At 69.2% G+C, this 17,648-nt stretch carries 16 protein-coding genes; 7 read left to right on the top strand and 9 right to left on the bottom strand.

The genetic code is table 11. From position 1 onward, the window contains the following. Positions 1 to 194: 194 nt before the first annotated feature. A complete protein-coding gene (locus tag ABZ312_RS43765) occupies positions 195 to 1,061 on the top strand; it encodes a hypothetical protein (protein WP_500326140.1) in 867 nt (288 codons plus the stop codon). A 349-nt stretch (positions 1,062 to 1,410) separates the two neighbouring features. Here ABZ312_RS43765 and ABZ312_RS43760 read toward each other — a convergent pair whose 3' ends face one another. From ABZ312_RS43760 to ABZ312_RS43745, 4 genes are all read right to left on the bottom strand, one after another. Beyond that, entirely contained in the window at positions 1,411 to 2,316 is a 906-nt protein-coding gene (locus ABZ312_RS43760; protein ID WP_500326141.1) for a hypothetical protein, read from the bottom strand. A gap of 302 nt (positions 2,317 to 2,618) precedes the next feature. After that, the gene (locus ABZ312_RS43755) at positions 2,619 to 3,059 is read right to left on the bottom strand and encodes a VOC family protein (RefSeq protein WP_500440093.1); all 441 of its coding nucleotides are present in this window, start codon (positions 3,057 to 3,059) and stop codon (positions 2,619 to 2,621) included. 393 nt (positions 3,060 to 3,452) lie between these two features. Further along, on the bottom strand, positions 3,453 to 4,013 hold the full coding sequence (locus tag ABZ312_RS43750; RefSeq protein WP_500326143.1) for a hypothetical protein: 561 nt from the start codon (positions 4,011 to 4,013) through the stop codon (positions 3,453 to 3,455). Between the two features lie 34 nt (positions 4,014 to 4,047). Continuing rightward, entirely contained in the window at positions 4,048 to 4,500 is a 453-nt protein-coding gene (locus ABZ312_RS43745) for a hypothetical protein (RefSeq protein ID WP_500326145.1), read from the bottom strand. Between the two features lie 586 nt (positions 4,501 to 5,086). On the opposite strand from ABZ312_RS43745, the gene ABZ312_RS43740 reads away from it, so the two are divergent. Both ABZ312_RS43740 and ABZ312_RS43735 read left to right on the top strand, forming a co-directional pair. After that, complete coding sequence (locus ABZ312_RS43740) at positions 5,087 to 5,611, top strand: hypothetical protein (RefSeq protein WP_500440092.1); 525 nt, start codon at positions 5,087 to 5,089, stop codon at positions 5,609 to 5,611. Between the two features lie 470 nt (positions 5,612 to 6,081). After that, complete coding sequence (locus tag ABZ312_RS43735) at positions 6,082 to 6,387, top strand: hypothetical protein (RefSeq protein WP_500326148.1); 306 nt, start codon at positions 6,082 to 6,084, stop codon at positions 6,385 to 6,387. Positions 6,388 to 6,605: 218 nt separating this feature from the next. Here the strand turns inward: ABZ312_RS43735 and ABZ312_RS43730 are convergent, their stop codons facing one another. From ABZ312_RS43730 to ABZ312_RS43715, 4 genes are all read right to left on the bottom strand, one after another. Beyond that, positions 6,606 to 7,175, bottom strand: coding sequence for a GNAT family N-acetyltransferase (locus ABZ312_RS43730; RefSeq protein WP_500440091.1), 570 nt, complete (start codon positions 7,173 to 7,175; stop codon positions 6,606 to 6,608). A gap of 623 nt (positions 7,176 to 7,798) precedes the next feature. Then, on the bottom strand, positions 7,799 to 8,383 hold the full coding sequence (locus ABZ312_RS43725; RefSeq protein WP_500326152.1) for a DinB family protein: 585 nt from the start codon (positions 8,381 to 8,383) through the stop codon (positions 7,799 to 7,801). Positions 8,384 to 9,236: 853 nt separating this feature from the next. Beyond that, on the bottom strand, positions 9,237 to 10,259 hold the full coding sequence (locus tag ABZ312_RS43720) for an LLM class flavin-dependent oxidoreductase (protein WP_500356472.1): 1,023 nt from the start codon (positions 10,257 to 10,259) through the stop codon (positions 9,237 to 9,239). 394 nt (positions 10,260 to 10,653) lie between these two features. Continuing rightward, on the bottom strand, positions 10,654 to 11,430 hold the full coding sequence (locus ABZ312_RS43715) for an SDR family oxidoreductase (RefSeq protein ID WP_500356474.1): 777 nt from the start codon (positions 11,428 to 11,430) through the stop codon (positions 10,654 to 10,656). 175 nt (positions 11,431 to 11,605) lie between these two features. Between ABZ312_RS43715 and ABZ312_RS43710 the strand changes: the two genes are divergently transcribed. From ABZ312_RS43710 to ABZ312_RS43695, 4 genes are all read left to right on the top strand, one after another. After that, positions 11,606 to 12,487 carry a helix-turn-helix transcriptional regulator gene (locus ABZ312_RS43710; RefSeq protein WP_500440090.1) on the top strand — a complete coding sequence of 294 codons (882 nt, stop codon included), beginning with the start codon at positions 11,606 to 11,608 and terminating at the stop codon, positions 12,485 to 12,487. Positions 12,488 to 13,492: 1,005 nt separating this feature from the next. Continuing rightward, complete coding sequence (locus ABZ312_RS43705) at positions 13,493 to 13,720, top strand: hypothetical protein (protein ID WP_500356478.1); 228 nt, start codon at positions 13,493 to 13,495, stop codon at positions 13,718 to 13,720. A gap of 818 nt (positions 13,721 to 14,538) precedes the next feature. Further along, positions 14,539 to 15,303, top strand: coding sequence for a snapalysin (snpA, locus tag ABZ312_RS43700; protein ID WP_500326160.1), 765 nt, complete (start codon positions 14,539 to 14,541; stop codon positions 15,301 to 15,303). Between the two features lie 465 nt (positions 15,304 to 15,768). Continuing rightward, complete coding sequence (locus tag ABZ312_RS43695; RefSeq protein WP_500440089.1) at positions 15,769 to 16,503, top strand: phosphotransferase family protein; 735 nt, start codon at positions 15,769 to 15,771, stop codon at positions 16,501 to 16,503. Between the two features lie 350 nt (positions 16,504 to 16,853). Here the strand turns inward: ABZ312_RS43695 and ABZ312_RS43690 are convergent, their stop codons facing one another. Next, complete coding sequence (locus ABZ312_RS43690; RefSeq protein ID WP_500326163.1) at positions 16,854 to 17,198, bottom strand: hypothetical protein; 345 nt, start codon at positions 17,196 to 17,198, stop codon at positions 16,854 to 16,856. Positions 17,199 to 17,648: the final 450 nt, after the last annotated feature.

The following is a 17,648-nucleotide window of genomic DNA, read 5'->3' as shown; positions in this document are numbered from 1 at the left end:
ACCAACTCGGCCTTCGGCCGTCCCGTCCTCGCCATCCGCCCATCATGACGAACCACCACCGACTTACGCAGCGAAACAACGACTCAGGACACTAGGCGCCCCGCTCCGCTCTCCACCGCTCGCGCGCCGCCGACCGCTGCTCACCGCAGCACCCGATGGCCGTGACCGCCCACCCCACCCAGGAGAGCCCGCCCGTGCAGAAAACTGCCCTCATTCCGTACGCCCACCTCCCACAAGAGCACCATGACCGCCACGTCCTGACCAGTACCGTCGACGTCTTCGGCGCCGCCCACTGGCTGCTGGCCGAACGCGCTCCGCAGCCCGGCGGCGACGTCCTTCCCTTCGACGCGCTGGTCGTTTCTGTCGATCCCGGCGGCAACGTCGAAGTCACCGAGCTGAGCGCCGTGCGAGCTCGCTGGCCGCACCTGGACCGCCTGCCCGAGGGCGGGTTCGTCGTCGCCGCGTCCCGCGCCCGCCGGTACGAGGACGCGAACCAGGTCCAGGTCTTCGACGCGCTCGGCCGCGAGACCTCGTCCTTCTCCGTCGGGGACGCCATCGAGCACCTGCTCGTCGACGAGGCCGACCATATCTGGGTCGGGCACTTCGACGAGAACCCCGCCGGAATCCGCCGCTGGAGCGCCACGGGCCGACCCTCCTGGACGTCAGACGGCGCCCTCATCCCCGGTCTCTTCGACTGCTACGCCCTGAACGTGTCGGGCACCGTCGCCTGGGCATGCCCATACACGGACTTCCCACTCGTCGAGATTCGGCCCAACCGCACCGACCGACCCGTGAGGGTGTGGGCGAACCGCGTACGGGGCGCCCATGCAGTGGCCGTCCACGGTGGGCGGGTCGCCTTCTACGGCGGCTACGGCGAGGAGCGGGACCGACTCGCCCACGGAGAGCTCACCGAAACCTCCGTCGAGCCAACGGACGTCGGCCTGCTCACCCTGCCCAATGGCCTTGCCCCAGGCCGCCGGCGGGTGGTCGGCCGGGGAAGCAGGATCTACGTCCAGGCGGAGCCGTTCACCACGTGGGGCGTGTTCGACCTCAGCGGCTGATACGCAGCACTGGAAAGGCCGTTTCCGCCCAGTCGCCGACCACCGGGCGGACGGTCCCGCAAGGAGTCTGCTGCGGCGCATGCCCGCCAGGGTCCAGCGGTCTTCGACCGGTAGGGCGAAATCTTCGACGAGCAGGGACCCGGCGCTCTTGTGCTGCGCTGACTCTTCACGCCGGAGTGGACCCACGGTCGAGACACGGTTGCACTGCCCGGCACGAGCGGGCGGGCCGGCTTGCCCTTGGGGGGAGTCCTGAGCATGGGAGTTGTCCATCCAGGCCAGGTCTCGCGCTCCGTCACACCCGGACCGGTTGCCAGTGGGACTACCGGACTCCCGTCCCGGACACCGCGAATCAGCTCGCGCGTCGCCCTGTGAACAGGTCCTGGTACGACGTGGACTGGAGCTGCAGGGGTGGAGCCAGGTCGCCAAAGGACTTGCCGAAGGCTTGCGGCGACCGCGCCAGTTCCATCAGCACCTGGTCCGCCGCGTCGTCGCCGGCAAGGTTGGGCGCCAGGGCCGCGCAGGCCCGAACGCCCGCATGCGGGTCAGCCAGCCAGGGACGCGTGTCGCCGTCGAGGTGGCCAATGGCGATCACCATCGTCGCCAGGTCGTGCGAGGTATCGGCGGCCCGGACCATCGACGTCAACTGTTCCAGCAGCGCCGGACGTTGTGCGGAGGCTGCGGGATGCCGCGCCAGTGACCCGACTGCTGCGGCGGCGCATGTCCTGCGCCTGGCGCGTTCCGACGCGAGGTGCGGCAGTGTTCGCCGCAGGAGCGCGGGAACCAGGTCGAAGCAGGCGAGCGCCGCCTGATCGAGGACGAGTTCACCCAGTCCCGTGCCGTCCCGCCACATCCGGGCCCTGCCATCCGCATCGGTCGACACGTACGCGGCGGTCCAGGCCCGCAGCTCCGGTACCCGGTCCTCGACCCGAGCACGGAGCTCCGCAGCCCGGTCTCCGAGGTCGGCGGCGACGCCGACCTCGTACAGGTAGGCGAGCATGGCATCGGGCAACGAGGGGTCATCCGGCCCCAGCAGCGGATTGTCCAGGAGCTCGGCGACGAGCAGCGCGGTGGGCGCCGTCGCAGGCCAGGCCTTGCCTTCGCGACGAAGCGTCGCCGACCACAGGTGCGAGTACCCGTCGACGAAAGCCTCCGCATCGTCGCCGAGGAGAGCAGCCAGGTGCCGCGGCGTGTCGTCGGCGGGGCCCGAGGCATGGAAGAGGCCGGCCCACTCCACGTCATGCGTACGGTCATCCACAACGGGGATGGTGCCACAACAGCTCGACGGGCTCACATTGCCCAGACTCACTCCGGGGCGGCGGACACGTGCACACAGCCCGGCCCCCGACCCCAGACGCGGACACGCGACCCGCCGACCTCGCTCAACCCGCAATCACGAACCGGACATCAATGTGCGTATCGCTCTCTGAACGCTGATTTCCCCTCCGCACCCGTGGCTGGGGGGCAGTGCGGGCCCGTCCAGCAGCCTGCACCGCCCCTGTCGCGCATGCGTCATAGCGGTGCTGACCGTCGGCATGCTCGGCGTGCGGCAGGCCCGCGTCAGCCGATCTGTTCGGCCAGGGCGACGATGATGCCTGCGGGGCCGCGGAGGTTGCAGAGCCGGTAGATGTTCTCGTACTGCGCCACCTCGCCGAGGAGTTCGGCGCCGTGGGTGCGCAGGCGGGCGATGGTGTCGTCGATGTCGTCGACGGCGAACATGACGCGATGCAGGCCCAGCGTGTTGGGCGGAGGGTCCCGCGGCTCGGCGTCGGATACCGCGGGGGTGTGGAATTTGGTCAGCTCCAGTTTGCTGTGGCCGTCCGGGGTCCGCATCATCGCGATGTCGCTCCGGACGCCGTCGAGTCCGACGGTGCGGTCCGCATAAAGGCCTTCGATCTGCGCCTTGCCTTCCAGCTCCATGCCGAGCTCGGTGAAGAAGGCGACGGCCGCGTCCAGATCGTCGACGACGATGGCGACGTTGTCCATCCGCAGAATAGTCATGTCTCCGAGCCTAACGACTCGATGCGCCGAGGCGCGGCGGGCGGCCGGTGCCGGGCCCGATGACCAGCTGGTCTTCGTCGACCGGGTGCTGATCACCCTGCTCCACCTGCCTCTGCGGCCACTGCACGCGGCGCCGGCCGAGCTGTACGGAGCGACCCGGCCCACCGTTACCCGTGCCATCCACGAGATCCGTCCTCTGCCGGCCCGGCGCGGCGGCATGCCGCTGCAGCGGGACCCCGGACGGCACGAGTCCCCCCGAGACCCACGCCACCATCGCCGGCCTGGTCTCGGACCGCACCGCCCGCAGCCCGACCCGGCACATCACCGGCGCTCTCGACACCGCTTGGCCGGACACGGGGGCCGGAACTCTTCGAACCGGCGCCCGGCCGCTCACTATTGCTTCTCGACGTCCTTCACCGAGGACGGCCCCAACTGCTTGGCGCTGGCGTACTCCGGCATCGTCATGGGCTTGTCGAACAGGAAGAACGACTGGTTCGTGCCGACCGTGAACTCCATGTACGCGTTCGTCGTCGCGTCGAAGCCGTAGTAGGCGTTGCAGGTCGAACCGGAGGTGTACGTGCCGTCCATGCCTGGCTGCGCGAGGACCGCGACGCCGTTGGAGGTGGACTCCACCCGCTCCGTCGGCGTGAGCATCTTGCAGCGCGGCACCGGCAGGCCCTTCATGATGAAGTACCCGTACTCGCCGTTGGCGTTCTGGATGTAGACGTAGGAGAGTTTGCCCCGCTGCCCCCACGTCTTGACCCACTGGTTGATCGCCTCGCGGGTCGGCGAGTACTCCATGCGGCCCGCCGGCTGCTGGGCCACGAGGCGGTCGTAGTTGTCCTGCTTGGCCTTGTTCTCCTTGTCCTGGCTGGACTCGGTGCAGGACGTCAGGACGAGACCCACAACGAGCGCGACGAGGGTGGCCAGGGCCATGCGTGCGTACTTCTTCATGCGGTGCTGCCCTCTTCCCGGATTGAGGTGCGGATCAGTTGGTGCACGTCGTGCGCTCGGCGGTGGCATCCAGCCGGTACGGCAGATCCTTGTCACGGAAGGGCGCGCGGTGCTCCTGGGCGGCCTTCGAGTTGTAGGCGTTGACCGACTCGATCCGCGTGGCCTTCAGCGCGGTGATCGACTGGTCGATCTGCGTCGTGCGGATCTCCGAAGCGGCCTTCCGCTCCTCCCGGAGCGCCTGGATCGTCCCTTCGGCGTTCTGCACGGCCGCGCACAGATCGAAGAACTCCTCGTAGGTGGTCTGACGGAACTCGCCCGAAGCGACGGTGTTCTCGCGCTCGTCCGCCTCACCGCGGAACGGGGCGGTGATCCACCCCGCGCCGCCGAAGGCGAACACCCCGATCACGTACAACACCGCCAGGGCGACAACTCCGCCGACGGCCCATGCGCCTAACCGTGCCCCCTCGCGTAGCTGCCCCATGGCCATCCCCCTTCACATGTGGCTCCGCGGCGTCGAACCACCTCTTGCGAAGGAGGACACGGCACCCGGGTGAAACGGTTCCGCTGGCGCGAGCGTCAGGAACGAGCCACTGCCGGCACACGGTCCGCTCGGCCAGGCGGCGTCGGCACGCCACGCCCGACCGGTAACCGAGTTCCTGCGGCAGGGGTTTCCCGGAGTTCTCGGTCCGCAGCGCACATGTGCGTGCGACGGGCCGCCGCGTCCCCGCATCCGCGACGTCGAGAACCAGGGCTCCACCCGTGTGATGGCCAAGCTCGGCAGGGCTCACGATCGCACGACGGCCGTGCCCGGTATCGGGCAGCCGGTGCGGGTCACCGCGATCACGCCGGAGCGGTACGCGGCGGCGCGGCAGGGGTTACGCCCGGCGCCCGTCAGACCCCGCCCGCTGTGGCCGGGTTGGGGGCGGGCCGGCTGCGCATCGGCCGGGGAACTGCCATAGGGTTCGGCGCGGACCGGCTCGTTCGGTCAGTTGCGGTACAGGGCAGTTCAGTTCAGGTCAGATCAGGTCGCAGTCAGGCAATCGCCCGACAGGCACGTGCAGGGGAGCACCAGCGTGAGTCTCATCAAGAAGGCATTCGAAGTCATCGAGAAGGGCTTTGACGCGGGCGGTGACGCCATCCACGACTTCACCGTCAACCGCCGCACGGCCGAGCTCTTCCTGAAGCTGGGTGTCGCGGTCTACGCCGAGCAGCGCCTCGGCGGCTCGCACGAGCCGGTGGAGCGGATGTTCGAGGCCCTGGAGGGCCATGTCGCCGAGAACGGCGAGGTGGAGCTCGACCACCTCAAGGAGGCCCACGAGGTCCTGGGCGAGGCGTTCGTGGCCAAGCACACCGCGGAGATCGAGGCGGCGGAGGCCGCCGAGGCCAAGGCCGTCGAGGAAGCCAAGGCCGCCGCTGCCGCCGCTGCCGCCGTGACTCCCGCGGCTCCCGTGGCGGCCCCCGCGGTTCCGGCACAGGCCCCCGCTCCTGCCGCTCCCGTCGAGGAGGCCGCCGCCCCCGTCGCCCCGGCGGAGGCCCCCGCGCCCGCCCCGGCTCCGGCTCCGGCTCCGGCTCCGGCGGAGCCCACCCCCGCCGGCTGACCCCCGAGCGAGGGCCCGGCGGACGTCGTCTCGGCGGATTCCCGGGATCGCCGCAACACCTGATCACTGGCGTGTGCGGCTAGGAGCGCAAGCAGCGGCTCGGCTGGGAGTTCCCGGCCGAGCCGCTGCTGCATCGTCGGCGGGAATGCTCCCATAGCCCCGTCCCTCCATGGATAGGGCAAGAACGAAGGCTCATGAACGACCGATCGGACTGGCCGACGGACACACTGTCCGCGCTCCGCCTCGGCAGGAGGCTGGTTGCGGAAGTCCCGGCATCGCGGTGGCGGGACACCGCAGTCGGTGGGCTTCCGGGCCTCCGTGCTCCGCCGCGGAGCGGGCCAAGCAGGGAAGGTAAGTGAGGTGCCGGCAGTCGCCGGAAAGCCCGCACTACCCTGGTCCCAGGGGGCGAAGCGCGCGCGTTGGGGGCGAAGATGAAGCGCTTGGTCGGAAGATGCACGGAAGCGGCTTACGTGGTGTTGACCGGAGGTCTGGCCGTAGCGGGAGCCGTCGACGAACGAGCTGCCTTCTACCTGGCCGCCGTCGCGTTGACCCTCCCCTCGGGCGCCGTCGCCCTTCCGGCGATGTACGGGGGTTATGCGGCGATCTCGGCGATCGGCTCGATCTGGGCTCCTGCCGCCGGCCCGGACGGGACGGAGGCCGGCTGGCTGAGCCTCGGCAGCGCAACTCTGAACGTGGCCCTGTTGACCTGCGCCGCGATCGCCAATGTCGCCCTGCTGCGACGCATGTCGCGCCATCGGCGCCCGTCCCACCGCTGAGCAGCCTCCGAGGCCCTCGGGGAGACGACCCTCGGCCGCACCCTCTTGGTGGGGTTCCGGGCCGCTGTGCCACGCCCGAAGGGAGGTCCGCTCGTGTGACGACCGGACCGGCCCGGACCAGGCCCCGGCACGGCCGGGGCGGCGCGCCATCACGCCCACGGACGCCCGCCGTCCTGCGGCCGGCTCCGGGCGGCTGCGGGACGGCGGGCGAGCCGGACTCAGACCGGCGTGGAGAAGCGGCGGCAGACGTGGACCCGGGCGAACTCGCCCCGCAGTCGCTCTTCGTCGGCGAGCGTGGCGTGCAGGAACAGTGCGATGGGCCGCAGGCCTGCTCGGGCAGCCTCGATCGCGTGGCCGGGTTCACCGGACGAGGTGCAGTGATTGGCGTAGACGTGCAGGTAGTGGTCGTTCTCGGCGAAGCCCATCGCCCGATACCAGGCCAGGGTGTCCGCGTCGTCGCGTGTCCAGGCGTCCAGCGTGGAAGCCCCGGCGGCCCGGGCCCGCGAGCGGGTCTTCTCCAGCAGTCTGCGGCCGATGCCGCGGTGCTGGTGGTCGGGGTGGACTGCGACGGTGTCGATGGTGGCCAGATGGCCCTCGACGCTGGTGTCCATGATCCCGACGATGCGGTCGTGCTCGTCGACCGCGACCAGGTCCAGGCCCGGGCCCGACGTGCCGGGCCTGGCCTGCAGGACGTCGTCGAAGTAGGCGGTGGTCAAGAAGGCCAGCACCCGGCAGTGCAGCCAGGCGGTCTCATCGGCGGGCGTGTACTCGCGGACGGTGTAGTTCACGGTCGTGATCCTCTGCAGGCGTGGTGGTGTGCGGACGGTGGCTGCAGAGGCGAGAGATCATGCCGCAGATCCTGACCGACCCCGCGGACGGGCGGCAAGCGAGTTTCCCGCTCCCGCGGACCCGGTGCCGGCTACCTGGGGTCGGCCGCTGGTGCCGGCAGGGCGGCGCGGCTGACCCGGCATGCGAAACGCCCGGTCACCAGGCCCTCCTGGCTCCAACGGCGCCTGGCCACCTCCGCCGCCACGGCAACCGCCACCACCGCGTCCGCGATCCGTCACCCGGCAGGTGGCGGCGGCACCGGATCATCGGTCAAGGCCACCAGCACTGTCGTGAACAGCGACCGACCGTGTCCGCGGGACGCCCCAGTTCGGCGGCGATCCGGCGGTGCCCCCAGCCGCCGGCGGCCATCTCCAGCCCCGCGCACGTCAGCCCCGCACCGAACCGGTCCCGGATCCTACGAGGCCGCGCATGCCCCGGCCGGGCGCACCCCGGACAGGCCAACGAACGACGGCAGCAACGGGGTGGGCGGCTCACAGAGTTCATCAGGAACCAGACGCTTCGATGGATCAGCGCCCACGACCGGCATCGCACCGCACGAACATCACGTCACGTGAGACAACCTCTAAGCCTTGACTGGTGCGGCCGACCTGGCGGCCTGCTCGATCTTCGCGCAGTGGGCTGCACGGGCTTCCTCGTCGATCTGCTGCTCGTGTTCGGCGCGCAACCCGGTCCGGCCGTCGAGGCCCTCGCGCAGGATATCGGCGTGCCCGGCATGCCGGATGGACTCGCCGAGGACGTGGACCATGATGGCGAACAGGTTCGTGTCGGCATAAGGCTCCGGCCACCACGGCACGTGGCCGGGGGCGTCGAGGGGAAGCTCGTTGATCGTCGCGTCCGAGTGTTCCCACGTGCGCCGGTAGAACCCGATGATCTGATCGCGGGTCTCGTCCTCGGTCGCCCACAGATCGCTGCCGTTGGAGTCCTGCCACCGGGGCAGCGGTTCCGGGGAAGGGCGGTCGAATACCTCGCCAAAGTACCTGGCCTCGACGGTGGCCACGTGTTTGACCAGGCCGAGGAGGTTGGTCCCGGTCGCTGTCAAAGGTCGGCGGGCGTCGTATTCGGACAAGCCGTCGAGTTTCCAGAGAAGCGCCTTGCGGTCCCGCCGTAGTCTCCCGAACAGGTTGTCTTTCGCGAATTCATCGATCATGCGGCATGAGCCTGCCATGGGCTGCTCGTGGTCTCAAGATCCCGTACGTGGTCCGCGACGACTGGCAGAGCCGAGGCCTGGCCATGACCGCCCGCCCTGACCTGCTACAAGAAGCTCGCGGAACGTGCCACGCGCTGAGGAACGGCAGCACTATGCGGTTTCGTTCTCCCGTCTCCCATGGCGCCCCGATGGCTGAACGCTGGGGGTCTGCACCATCAACGCCGATCTCACCGAGAGCCGGCGGGAGCGGGAGCGCCTGGCGGTTCTCGGTGGGGCGGGCACGCGTTTGGGCAGCACCCTGGATCTGATGCAGACCGGTCAAGAACTAGCCGATCTTGCCGTGCCCCTCGCCGACTTCGTAGCCGTGAACCTGGAGCACTCGGTTCCATTGGGCCAGGGGCCCCCGGCGTGCATCGGCTCGATCGGCGAACGCTTCCCCGTTCTTCAGCGGGCCGGCGTGGCATCGGTCCGCCCGACCGGCGAGTCCCGGCTCGTACCGAAACCGGACACCTCTGCGGGCTCATGGGTCGTCAGACGCCGGAGATGGCGCAAAGGGTCCGGGAGACCGGGATCCTCTCGGTGATGGTCGTGCCCATCCGTGCGCGGCGCGTACCGCCGGGGCTGGCCTCGTTCGTCCGCACCGAGAATCCGACACCGTTCCAGAAGGACGATCCGCTCCTGGCCCAAGAGGTCGTCAGCCGCGCCGTGGTGGTCGTCGCCAGAGTGCTCCCCTACGCTTCGGCACCCGGGATCGGGGCCTCCATGAGCACGAGACGCTCGCCCCCATGCGGATAGAGGTGAGGGGTGCCGGACGGGGCGGCCCGTCGATTCGGACCGCCCCATCGAACGATGCTCAGCGCCAGCCGAGTTCCGGTGCCACGTGGGTGAGGATGCTGTCCAGCACATGGGCGTTGTAGTCGACCCCGAGCTGGTTCGGGATGGTCAGCAGCAGGGTGTCCGCGGCCTGGATCGCCTCGTCGTCCCGCAGCAGCTTCACCAGTTCCTCCGGCTCCGCGGCGTAGGAGCGCCCGAAGACGGCCCGGGTCGTGTCGTCGATCATGCCGACCTGGTCCCGGGAACCGCGGTCGCGGCCGAAGTAGGCCCGGTCGAGGTCGTTGGTCAGGGCGAAGATGCTGCGGCTGACCGACACCCGGGGCTCCCGGGTGTGGCCCGCCTTCCGGTACGCCTCGCGGTACGCCTCGATCTGCTTGCGCTGCTGGACGTGCAGCGGCTCGCCCGTCTCGTCGTTCTTCAGCGTCGAGCTCTGCAGGTTCATCCCCAGCTCGGCGGCCCAGACGGCGGTCGCGTTCGATGCCGAGCCCCACCAGATCCGGTCGCGCAGCCCCTCGGAGTGCGGTTCGATCCGCAGCAGCCCGGGCGGGTTGGGGAACATCGGGCGCGGGTTGGGGGTGGCGAAACCCTCGCCGCCGAGGACCGTGAGGAACGCCTCGGTGTGCCGGCGGGCCATGTCGGCGTCCGACTCGCCCGGCGTGGGGTGGTAGCCGAACAGGCGCCAACCCTCCACCACCTGTTCCGGTGAGCCGCGGCTGATGCCCAGTTGCAGCCGACCGGCCGATATGAGGTCGGCGGCGCCCGCGTCCTCGGCCATGTACAGCGGGTTCTCGTAGCGCATGTCGATCACGCCGGTGCCGATCTCGATCTTCGAGGTCCGCGCGCCGATCGCCGCGAGCAGCGGGAACGGGCTGGCCGCCTGCCGGGCGAAGTGGTGCACGCGGAAGTACGCACCGTCCACGCCGAGCTCCTCGGCGGCGACCGCGAGATCGATCGACTGGTGCAGGACATCCGCGGCCGACCGGGCCCGGGAATGCTCGCTGGGCGACCAGTGGCCGAAGGAGAGGAATCCGATTTTCTTCACATCATGTCCAGCGGTTGGAGGTTTCGTTCGATTCCCGCCCCCGTTCATTTCTCCAGGTCGGGGAACGGTACGAGGTCAAACGCGGCCAGTACCTCGGCGACGGCGGTGCGTGCTCTCCTCCGGCGTCGGGGACGGCGGCACGCCCGGTGTGCGTCCCGGCCCGAGGTCATGAACCGCTCGGCTGGCGGGCCGGGTGCAAGGGCGGCCACAGCGCGCATCGATGCCCCCGGTTGGCCATCCCGTACCGGATGCCATGTACGTGCATCAGGTTGCCGGCCCGGACGGTGAAGGGGCGGTCGCCATCCGGGAACGACCCAGCCGGCAGTGCGTAGCAGGTCTCACTGGTGTGGTGTCCGTACCCGTCCTGCGCAGCGTCGACGTGACCGGCCTGATGTCAGCTGGGCTGGGCCGTCGGCATGATGAAGACCTGCGGGAGATTGACCCTCAGCGGCATGGAGGCGATGAAGCCAACCGTCTGCGCGATGTCGTCCGACTGGAGCCAGTCCATGGTCTCCTTCGACCCCTCCAGCCACGCGCTGGCGCCGGGGTCAGTGACGTGCTCCTGCAGCTCCGTGCCCACGATCCCGGGCTCGATTGCGGAAACCCGCACACGCTTCGGGCCCAGCTCCACCCGGAGGTGCTTCGACAGGTGCGAGACGAACGCCTTGGTGCCGGCGTAGACGGCGAAGGTCGGGTAGAGGTTCTGTGCGGCGCTCGACGAGGTGTTGATCAGGTCGGCGACGCCGCGCTCGGTGGCCGCCTCGACCAGCTGCGGCGTGAACGCGCCGATGACGTTCATCAGTCCGGAGATGTTCAGGTCGATCTGGCGCTGCCACTGGTCGGCGCGCAGCTCCTCGACGGGCGCGGGCAGCATGACGCCGGCGTTGTTGAACAGCAGATCCGCGCCACCGAGGTCGTTCTTGACCTGGTCGGCGGCGGCACCCACGGCCTGGGCGTCGGTCACGTCCGTGGCGATCGCCAGTGCGGTGCCGCCGTTCTTTTCGATGCGGGAGACCAGCTCGGCGAGCCGATCCCCGCGCCGGGCCAGCACGGCGACCTTGGCTCCCAGCGATGCCAGGTGTTCAGCGGACGCTTCGCCGATACCGCTGGAGGCGCCTGTGACGACGGCCACTCGGCCGACGAGCGGAGTAACAGAGGTCTGCGAGGTCATTGAGGGATTACCTTCCGTGGAACCTTCGGGGGGGCGGTCGCTCATCCGGGCCGCTCATCCAGCACACCACCACCAGACCCCCTGCCAGGACCGCGTGCGGCACCCTGCCGAGGCTGGTACCGACAGGACCACCCAAACCGGGTATCCGGCACACACAGGGCGCCACACTGGGTGTATGGACACGCGAAGCGAGCTCGCCGACTTCCTGCGTACCCGGCGCAGCCGATTGACCCCTGACCAGGCAGGGGTGCCCGAGGACGGCCGCACACGCCGGGTTCCGGGACTGCGTCGGGAGGAGGTCGCCCGACTCGCCGGGGTGAGCACCGAGTACTACATACGGCTCGAACAGGGTCGAGCCGGGAACCCGTCACCGGAGGTCCTTGAGGCCTTGGGCGGGGCCCTGCACCTGGACGCGACCGAGAGGGAACACCTGAAGGATCTGCTGGCCCGGCCGAGCGCGGCCACTCGTCGCGCCCCCACCGGCCCGCAGCGGATCCGCCCGGGTCTGCTCCTGATGCTGGAGACGCTGCAGCACGTGCCGGCGTACGTCCTGGGTCGGCGGACCGACGTCCTGGCATCGAACCGACTGGCGCGAGCCGTCCTCACCGATTTCGACGCCCTGCCCGTACCGGCGCGGAACCTGGCTCGCTACTACCTGCTGGACCCCTCCGCCCGGCAGACCGTCGGCGACTGGGAACGCATCGCTGCCGAAACCGTGGGCATACTCCGCCTCGTGGCCGGGCGCCGGCCCCATGACCGGCAACTGGCCGACCTGGTGGGCGAACTCATGCTGCGGTCTCCTGAGTTCACGACCTGGTGGAACGATCACCGGGTGCTGCGTTGCACCCACGGCGCCAGGGCTCATCATCACCCCGTCGTCGGTGACCTGCACTTCGTCTTCGAGTCCTTCCCAGTCCCCGGGGACGCGGAACAGACCCTGTACGTCTACAACGTGGAACCGGGCTCACCAACCGAACAGGCACTGCGCCTGCTCGAGTCCTGGAACGCACCCGCCCCTGATCACAGGCCGATTCGCCCCACTCCGCCCCCGGCCTGACGCCACAGAGCCCTCAGCCGCGGCAGGAACCGTGAAAGGAGCGGTTCCCCCCGATCGGCCGAGAAGGAACCTCCGATCGGCGAGTGGCCGCCCCTTACGTGCGGCCTACGAATTCCGTCGAATCAGTAGCTGGCGTTTCTCAAATAAATTCATGCAGGCGCTGCAGAAGCGGCTCCGAGTCCGAGCACGGGCATTTTGAGCTTGCCCTTTTCTGAGAGGATGCGCCGATTGCCGTCTGCGTCCTTCTCGAAAGTCCGATAAGGCTTGAGGCCCGACTGCATGGCTCCCGGAGCAATGCAGTCGGCGACGTAAAGCTCCGCGTCGATATTGAGATGTCATCGTTGCGTAGGTATGGGAAACTCGCTGCTGGCGATGAGCGTCTCGGCTTCGGTGCCCGGTATCGGAGCCTCCACGAGCACGAGGCGCTTGACGTGACGGGGGTAGAGGGTGGCGTAGGCGTAGCCGACCGACATTCCGGGTCGTGACGGACAAGGGTGATGGGGCTTCTCGCACCGAGATGGTCGAGCAACGCTTTGATGTCACCCGCCATTGTTTGTTTGTCCCACTCGCTCTCAGGCTTCGACGATCCGCTGACCCCCGATAATCGGGAGCCACGACGAACCAGCCATCGGAATGTAGTGGCTCGATGACGTGACGGAATTCCCACCAGGTCACGGACCCCGGTGCCAACGTGTGGCCGGGAGGGTCGAAGGACACCATCGACCGGCTCACACCGGACGACATCGCGCACCTCCGGGAAGTCCGGCGCGTTCGACTGGCTCACGCCCGAAGAAGTCGCACAGCGCATTTCCCGGCTCTTATCGATCCGGCTCCTGGACGCAATAGACGACGCTGGCCCACATGTCCACAGCCACGACGGCAAGCACGTGATCTCTGCCTAAGTGCAGTTGACATCTGACGCCCTACGCCCAACCATCAGGCCGGAAATCGAGTCGGGGCCTTGGCTCTGCGGCCTCGCCCCACGGACTTCCCTGGAGGAGGATCATGGGCGCGGTTGTCGTCTTCGCGATCATGTTCATCGCGGGCGCAGTGTTGGCGGCGGACTACCGCGATTCAGTCCACAGGTTCCTGGACTTCTGGAGCATCCTGCTCGACGGCAGGCCCAACGATGTCCTCCCACGCGGCTTCGCCCGTGCCTTCGGAGCCTTCTGGGCCTTCATGGGCGCCACGGGGATCGTCGCCCTGACGGTGAACGCCGTCACCGGCCACTGAGCTGGCCGCCGCCGACACCGCTTGCCTGGCTTGGCTGTGCGCGTCTGACAGGCGTGCGCAGGCAGGGCCGGGGCCATGCCGGTGGAGTTGAGCGCGGTCGAGCAGCGACATCACGCGGTCATGGAGGCCGTCGCGGGGGTCGGCGACTCAATTCGCGGCTCGATATTCGTACATGTCCACCCAGAAGTGCACCAACTGCCCAGACCGCGGCCCATCGCCTCGTGGTCGACCGGGACGCCGGTCGATGCCCACCGGTCGCCGGCGGCGCCGCCGCTGTACGGCGGGCCCGGCTTCCATCCTGATCAGGACTGAGCGGCGGCGGCTCAGCGGTGAGGGATGCCGCCCAGCACCGAGGGCGACTCCCTGGGAGCGACTCGGGGCCAGTGGGGCGTGAAACAGACGGAAGCCCATATTTTATGATGTCGGTCACAGCGCTCCGCCGACCAACTGGCGCACTTAGTAGACGCGGCGTGGCGGATACCTGAGGGTTTGTCCCTATTTGCCGGAATGCGGATCCCGCCGCACGTCCCGGAGTTCCGCCCGGCCGACCCGCACGCCCGCTGCCCCGCGGTGCAAGGCTTCTGACGTCGCGACAGCTTTCTCTCGCGCCGCCATGTGCGGACTGCAGACCCGCGCACTCCCCCCGGCGAGGTCCTGGGACCTACGAGGCGACGTAGTGGCGGGACCCTTTGCGCTCCCTGTCGAGCCGTTCTAACAATGACCCCCCACAGGACGTCGCTGCAGTTCGGAACCGGTGTTCACGCGGAGTCGACCGCGCACCGGGCGCTCGGCGTCACCGAGTGAGAAGGAGCCCTCACATGAAGTCGTCCCGCACCTCCGCGAGGCTCCTCGCCCTCGCTCTCGGCCTGGGTCTGGCCTCCAGCGCGCTGGGCGTGGCGGTGCCGGCGAGCGCCCAGACGGCAGCCGCCCCGTCCGCTTCCGCAGGTACCTCCGTGGCGCGGTACGACGGGTCGGTTGCGGAGGCCACGAACAACACGGTGTTCTTCAAGGCTGTGCTCAAGTCGGTCGCCGAGAAGCGCGCCGCCCAGCCCAACGCGCAGGCGGTGACCGTCTACTACGACGCCTCCAAGGCACCGACCTTCCGTTCGCAGATAGCGAGCGCGGCCTCGATCTGGAACAGCTCCGAGTCCAACGTCAAGCTCCAAGAGGCGTCGAGCGGTGCCGACTTCTCCTACTACGAGGGCAACGACTCACGCGGGTCCTACGCCTCCACCAACGGCCACGGAAGCGGCTACATCTTCCTCGACTACACCCAGAACCAGCAGGACGACTCGATCCGCGTCGTCACCCACGAGACCGGGCACGTGCTGGGCCTGCCGGACAACTACAGCGGTCCGTGCAGTGAGCTGATGTCGGGCGGCGGCCCCGGCCCGTCCTGCACCAACCGCTACCCGGACGCCACCGAGCGCTCGCGTGTCGACCAGCTGTGGGCCGGCGGACTCGCGCAGGCCCCGGGCACGGTGAACCAGCCCGGTGACCACCTGAGCCCCGCACCGCCGGTAGGGACCGTGACGCCGGGCCACGGTCCGGGGCGTCCGCGCAGCAGCACGCCCTGGAACTGATCGTGTTCCCGAGTGGGAAGCGGCTCGCTGTCGAGGATGGCTACAGCCACGTGCTCAAGACGCTCGTCTGAGCACTCTTGCAGGCCGGCCGACAGACGCTGGTGCTTTGTACGGCTGTCCTGGGAGGGCGGAGCCAGGAGGCGAAGCCAACCCGTACGCAGGCGGTACCGAATCGACTGTGCCGGTAACCACCACCGTGAGAGTTCATCCTGGCCCCTGCGGGGCACCGAGGTCGACCCGGCTCATCCCCCTTCCACCCGCGGCATTCGACGCAGGTCAGCTGTACGCAAGTGAGTGACTAGCCTTCATGACGACGGGACAGGGGCCGGGCCTCGGCGACACGGGAAAGCATTGATCATGGGCAGCGAAGTACCCGCGGACTTGCTGGAGATTGTCGATGCGCTTCTGCCGGGCGCTCCCCTGGATCGGGTGCGTCTGGCTGCCGATGGCAATGTCCATCATGTCGTGCTGCTGCCGGGCATCGCGGCCGTGCGGATCAGCAAGCGTCCGTCGGCAGCGGAGGCGCTGCCCCGCCGGATGGAACTGCTACGGGCGATCGGCGCCGCCGGTCTGCCCTTCGCCGTACCGGAGCCGCTCACGCCGGTCGCGGTCTTCGACGGCCGTGCCGCCGTTGCCGTGTCCTGGATCGACGGCGTCGCACTGCCTGAGGATGGAGGGGACCCGGAGCAGATCGGGGAACTCCTGCGGGCCCTGCGGGAAGTCCCCCTCACAGTGGACCTCCGCCAGGCCCTGGCCGCCGCCCAGGACCCAATCCCCACGCGGGGCTGGGCCGGCATCCTGGCCGAGGACGTCATCCCCCGCCTGCCCGCGCGGTGGCGCGAGGAAGGCCGGCGCCGCCTCGACGACGCGATCGCCCTGGACCCCGTACCCGACGCGCTCGTCCACGGCGACCTCGCCGGCTCCAACGTCCACTGGAGCCCCGACGGCAAACTCATCGGCGTCCTGGACTGGGACCTCGCCCTGCCCTTCGACCCCGCCATCGACGCCGCCTGCATGGCCTGGCACGGCTGGGACACCATCCGCAACGCCGTCGACCACGCCACCTACCAACGCGCCCGCATCTGGGACCAGACCTTCGGCATCGAGCACCTGATCGCCGTCCTGCCGGGCAAACCTCTGTCCAACGTCGACAGCTACGTCAACCACATCGTCCCCTGGCTCGAACACCACACCCCCTGACAGTCCCACCGCAGGACTGCGTTCGCTGTGCGGCGAGTTCGGCCGGCGTGGGCTCACGTCGCGCTGCCGGCGCCTGATCGGTGCGCTCCGGTTCGCGCGCCGGCACGGCCCGGCGCATCCAGTGTCCGGATCAGCGTCTCGTGGAGCGGGGCGGACACTCCCAGCGTTGGGGGCTCGAGCCGCTTGATGAGGGCCGACCCGCGCCGGAGCAGGGCCAGTGGCTTGCGGTCCAGGCAGACCACGACGTGGTTGGCGGTTGCGGAGTTCTTGGCCGCGGCCTGCAGCAGGGCGTCCGGAAAGGTGTCAGGGGGCTTCCTCGTCTCCCCCGGCCACCGTCCGGGCGAGGCTGTTCAGTGCCGTAGGGTCTCTGCTTGGGGATCGAAGATCAGTCCATGTTCGCGCGCCAGCGCAGCGGCGTATGAGGACACTTCCTCGGCCCTGCTGTACGTCATGACCAGGTACAGGATCGGGCCCGAGGCTTCGTTGACGACCGGTGGTGACGCCCACGGGCTTCGTGGCATGTCATCGGGGTATCGCTCGACGAGCGCCTCGACGTAGGCATCGATGCGTGGCGACGGTGGTACGACCGCGTCCTCCGATTCCAAGTAGCGCCCGTAGAGCTCGTCGTAGATCGCGCCCGCGTCATCGTCATCGAGCGGGCGCGCGCCTTCCCACACCGCCAGGTCGTAACTCACCGCCGCGTCCTTGCAGGTCCCCGCGCGGGTCGGTCAGCCGGGCATGGCCCTGACGGGGCCACATCCTCCATGGACCAAGGACGGAGTATGAGGGCAGGAGCGGATGGCCATGCGCCCCGACGGAGTAAGACGGCCTCATTCTCCGGGCGATCATATGCCGCCACGTTCTGCACCGACACCGGCCAGTCGGGTCGCCGTCCACCGCCGCCGCAAAGCCATCGTCGGGGCGCTGGCCCGTGCAGCGGCCCTGTGTGCAGGCACCGGAACTTCATCCTGTCGGGGCCGGCCCGATGGCCGTGACCGGCCCACACTGGTCACAGTTATCGGTCTGCTTGCCTGTCACCGACCCGGGCACCTAGGACTTGTCCGGGCGATCATGTGCGGAGCCAGATGGCGAGTGCTGCTGCGGTGGCGGTGCCGAGGTAGACGTAGCCGCGCTTGTCGTATCTG

The sequence above is a fragment of the Streptomyces sp. NPDC006207 genome (assembly GCF_040613835.1).
Taxonomy (GTDB): Bacteria; Actinomycetota; Actinomycetes; order Streptomycetales; family Streptomycetaceae; genus Actinacidiphila.
The sequence above is the reverse complement of the archived record's forward strand: the minus strand, read 5'-3'. Positions and strand labels throughout refer to the sequence as shown.

Bases quoted from the DNA above. Each gene is read 5' to 3' on its own strand.
- ABZ312_RS43755 (WP_500440093.1), bottom strand. From the start codon at position 3,059: ATGACTATTCTGCGGATGGACAACGTCGCCATCGTCGTCGACGATCTG.
- ABZ312_RS43750 (WP_500326143.1), bottom strand. From the start codon at position 4,013: ATGAAGAAGTACGCACGCATGGCCCTGGCCACCCTCGTCGCGCTCGTT.
- ABZ312_RS43745 (WP_500326145.1), bottom strand. From the start codon at position 4,500: ATGGCCATGGGGCAGCTACGCGAGGGGGCACGGTTAGGCGCATGGGCC.
- ABZ312_RS43725 (WP_500326152.1), bottom strand. From the start codon at position 8,383: ATGATCGATGAATTCGCGAAAGACAACCTGTTCGGGAGACTACGGCGG.
- ABZ312_RS43715 (WP_500356474.1), bottom strand. From the start codon at position 11,430: ATGACCTCGCAGACCTCTGTTACTCCGCTCGTCGGCCGAGTGGCCGTC.
- ABZ312_RS43710 (WP_500440090.1), top strand. From the start codon at position 11,606: ATGGACACGCGAAGCGAGCTCGCCGACTTCCTGCGTACCCGGCGCAGC.
- ABZ312_RS43705 (WP_500356478.1), top strand. From the start codon at position 13,493: ATGGGCGCGGTTGTCGTCTTCGCGATCATGTTCATCGCGGGCGCAGTG.
- snpA (WP_500326160.1), top strand. From the start codon at position 14,539: ATGAAGTCGTCCCGCACCTCCGCGAGGCTCCTCGCCCTCGCTCTCGGC.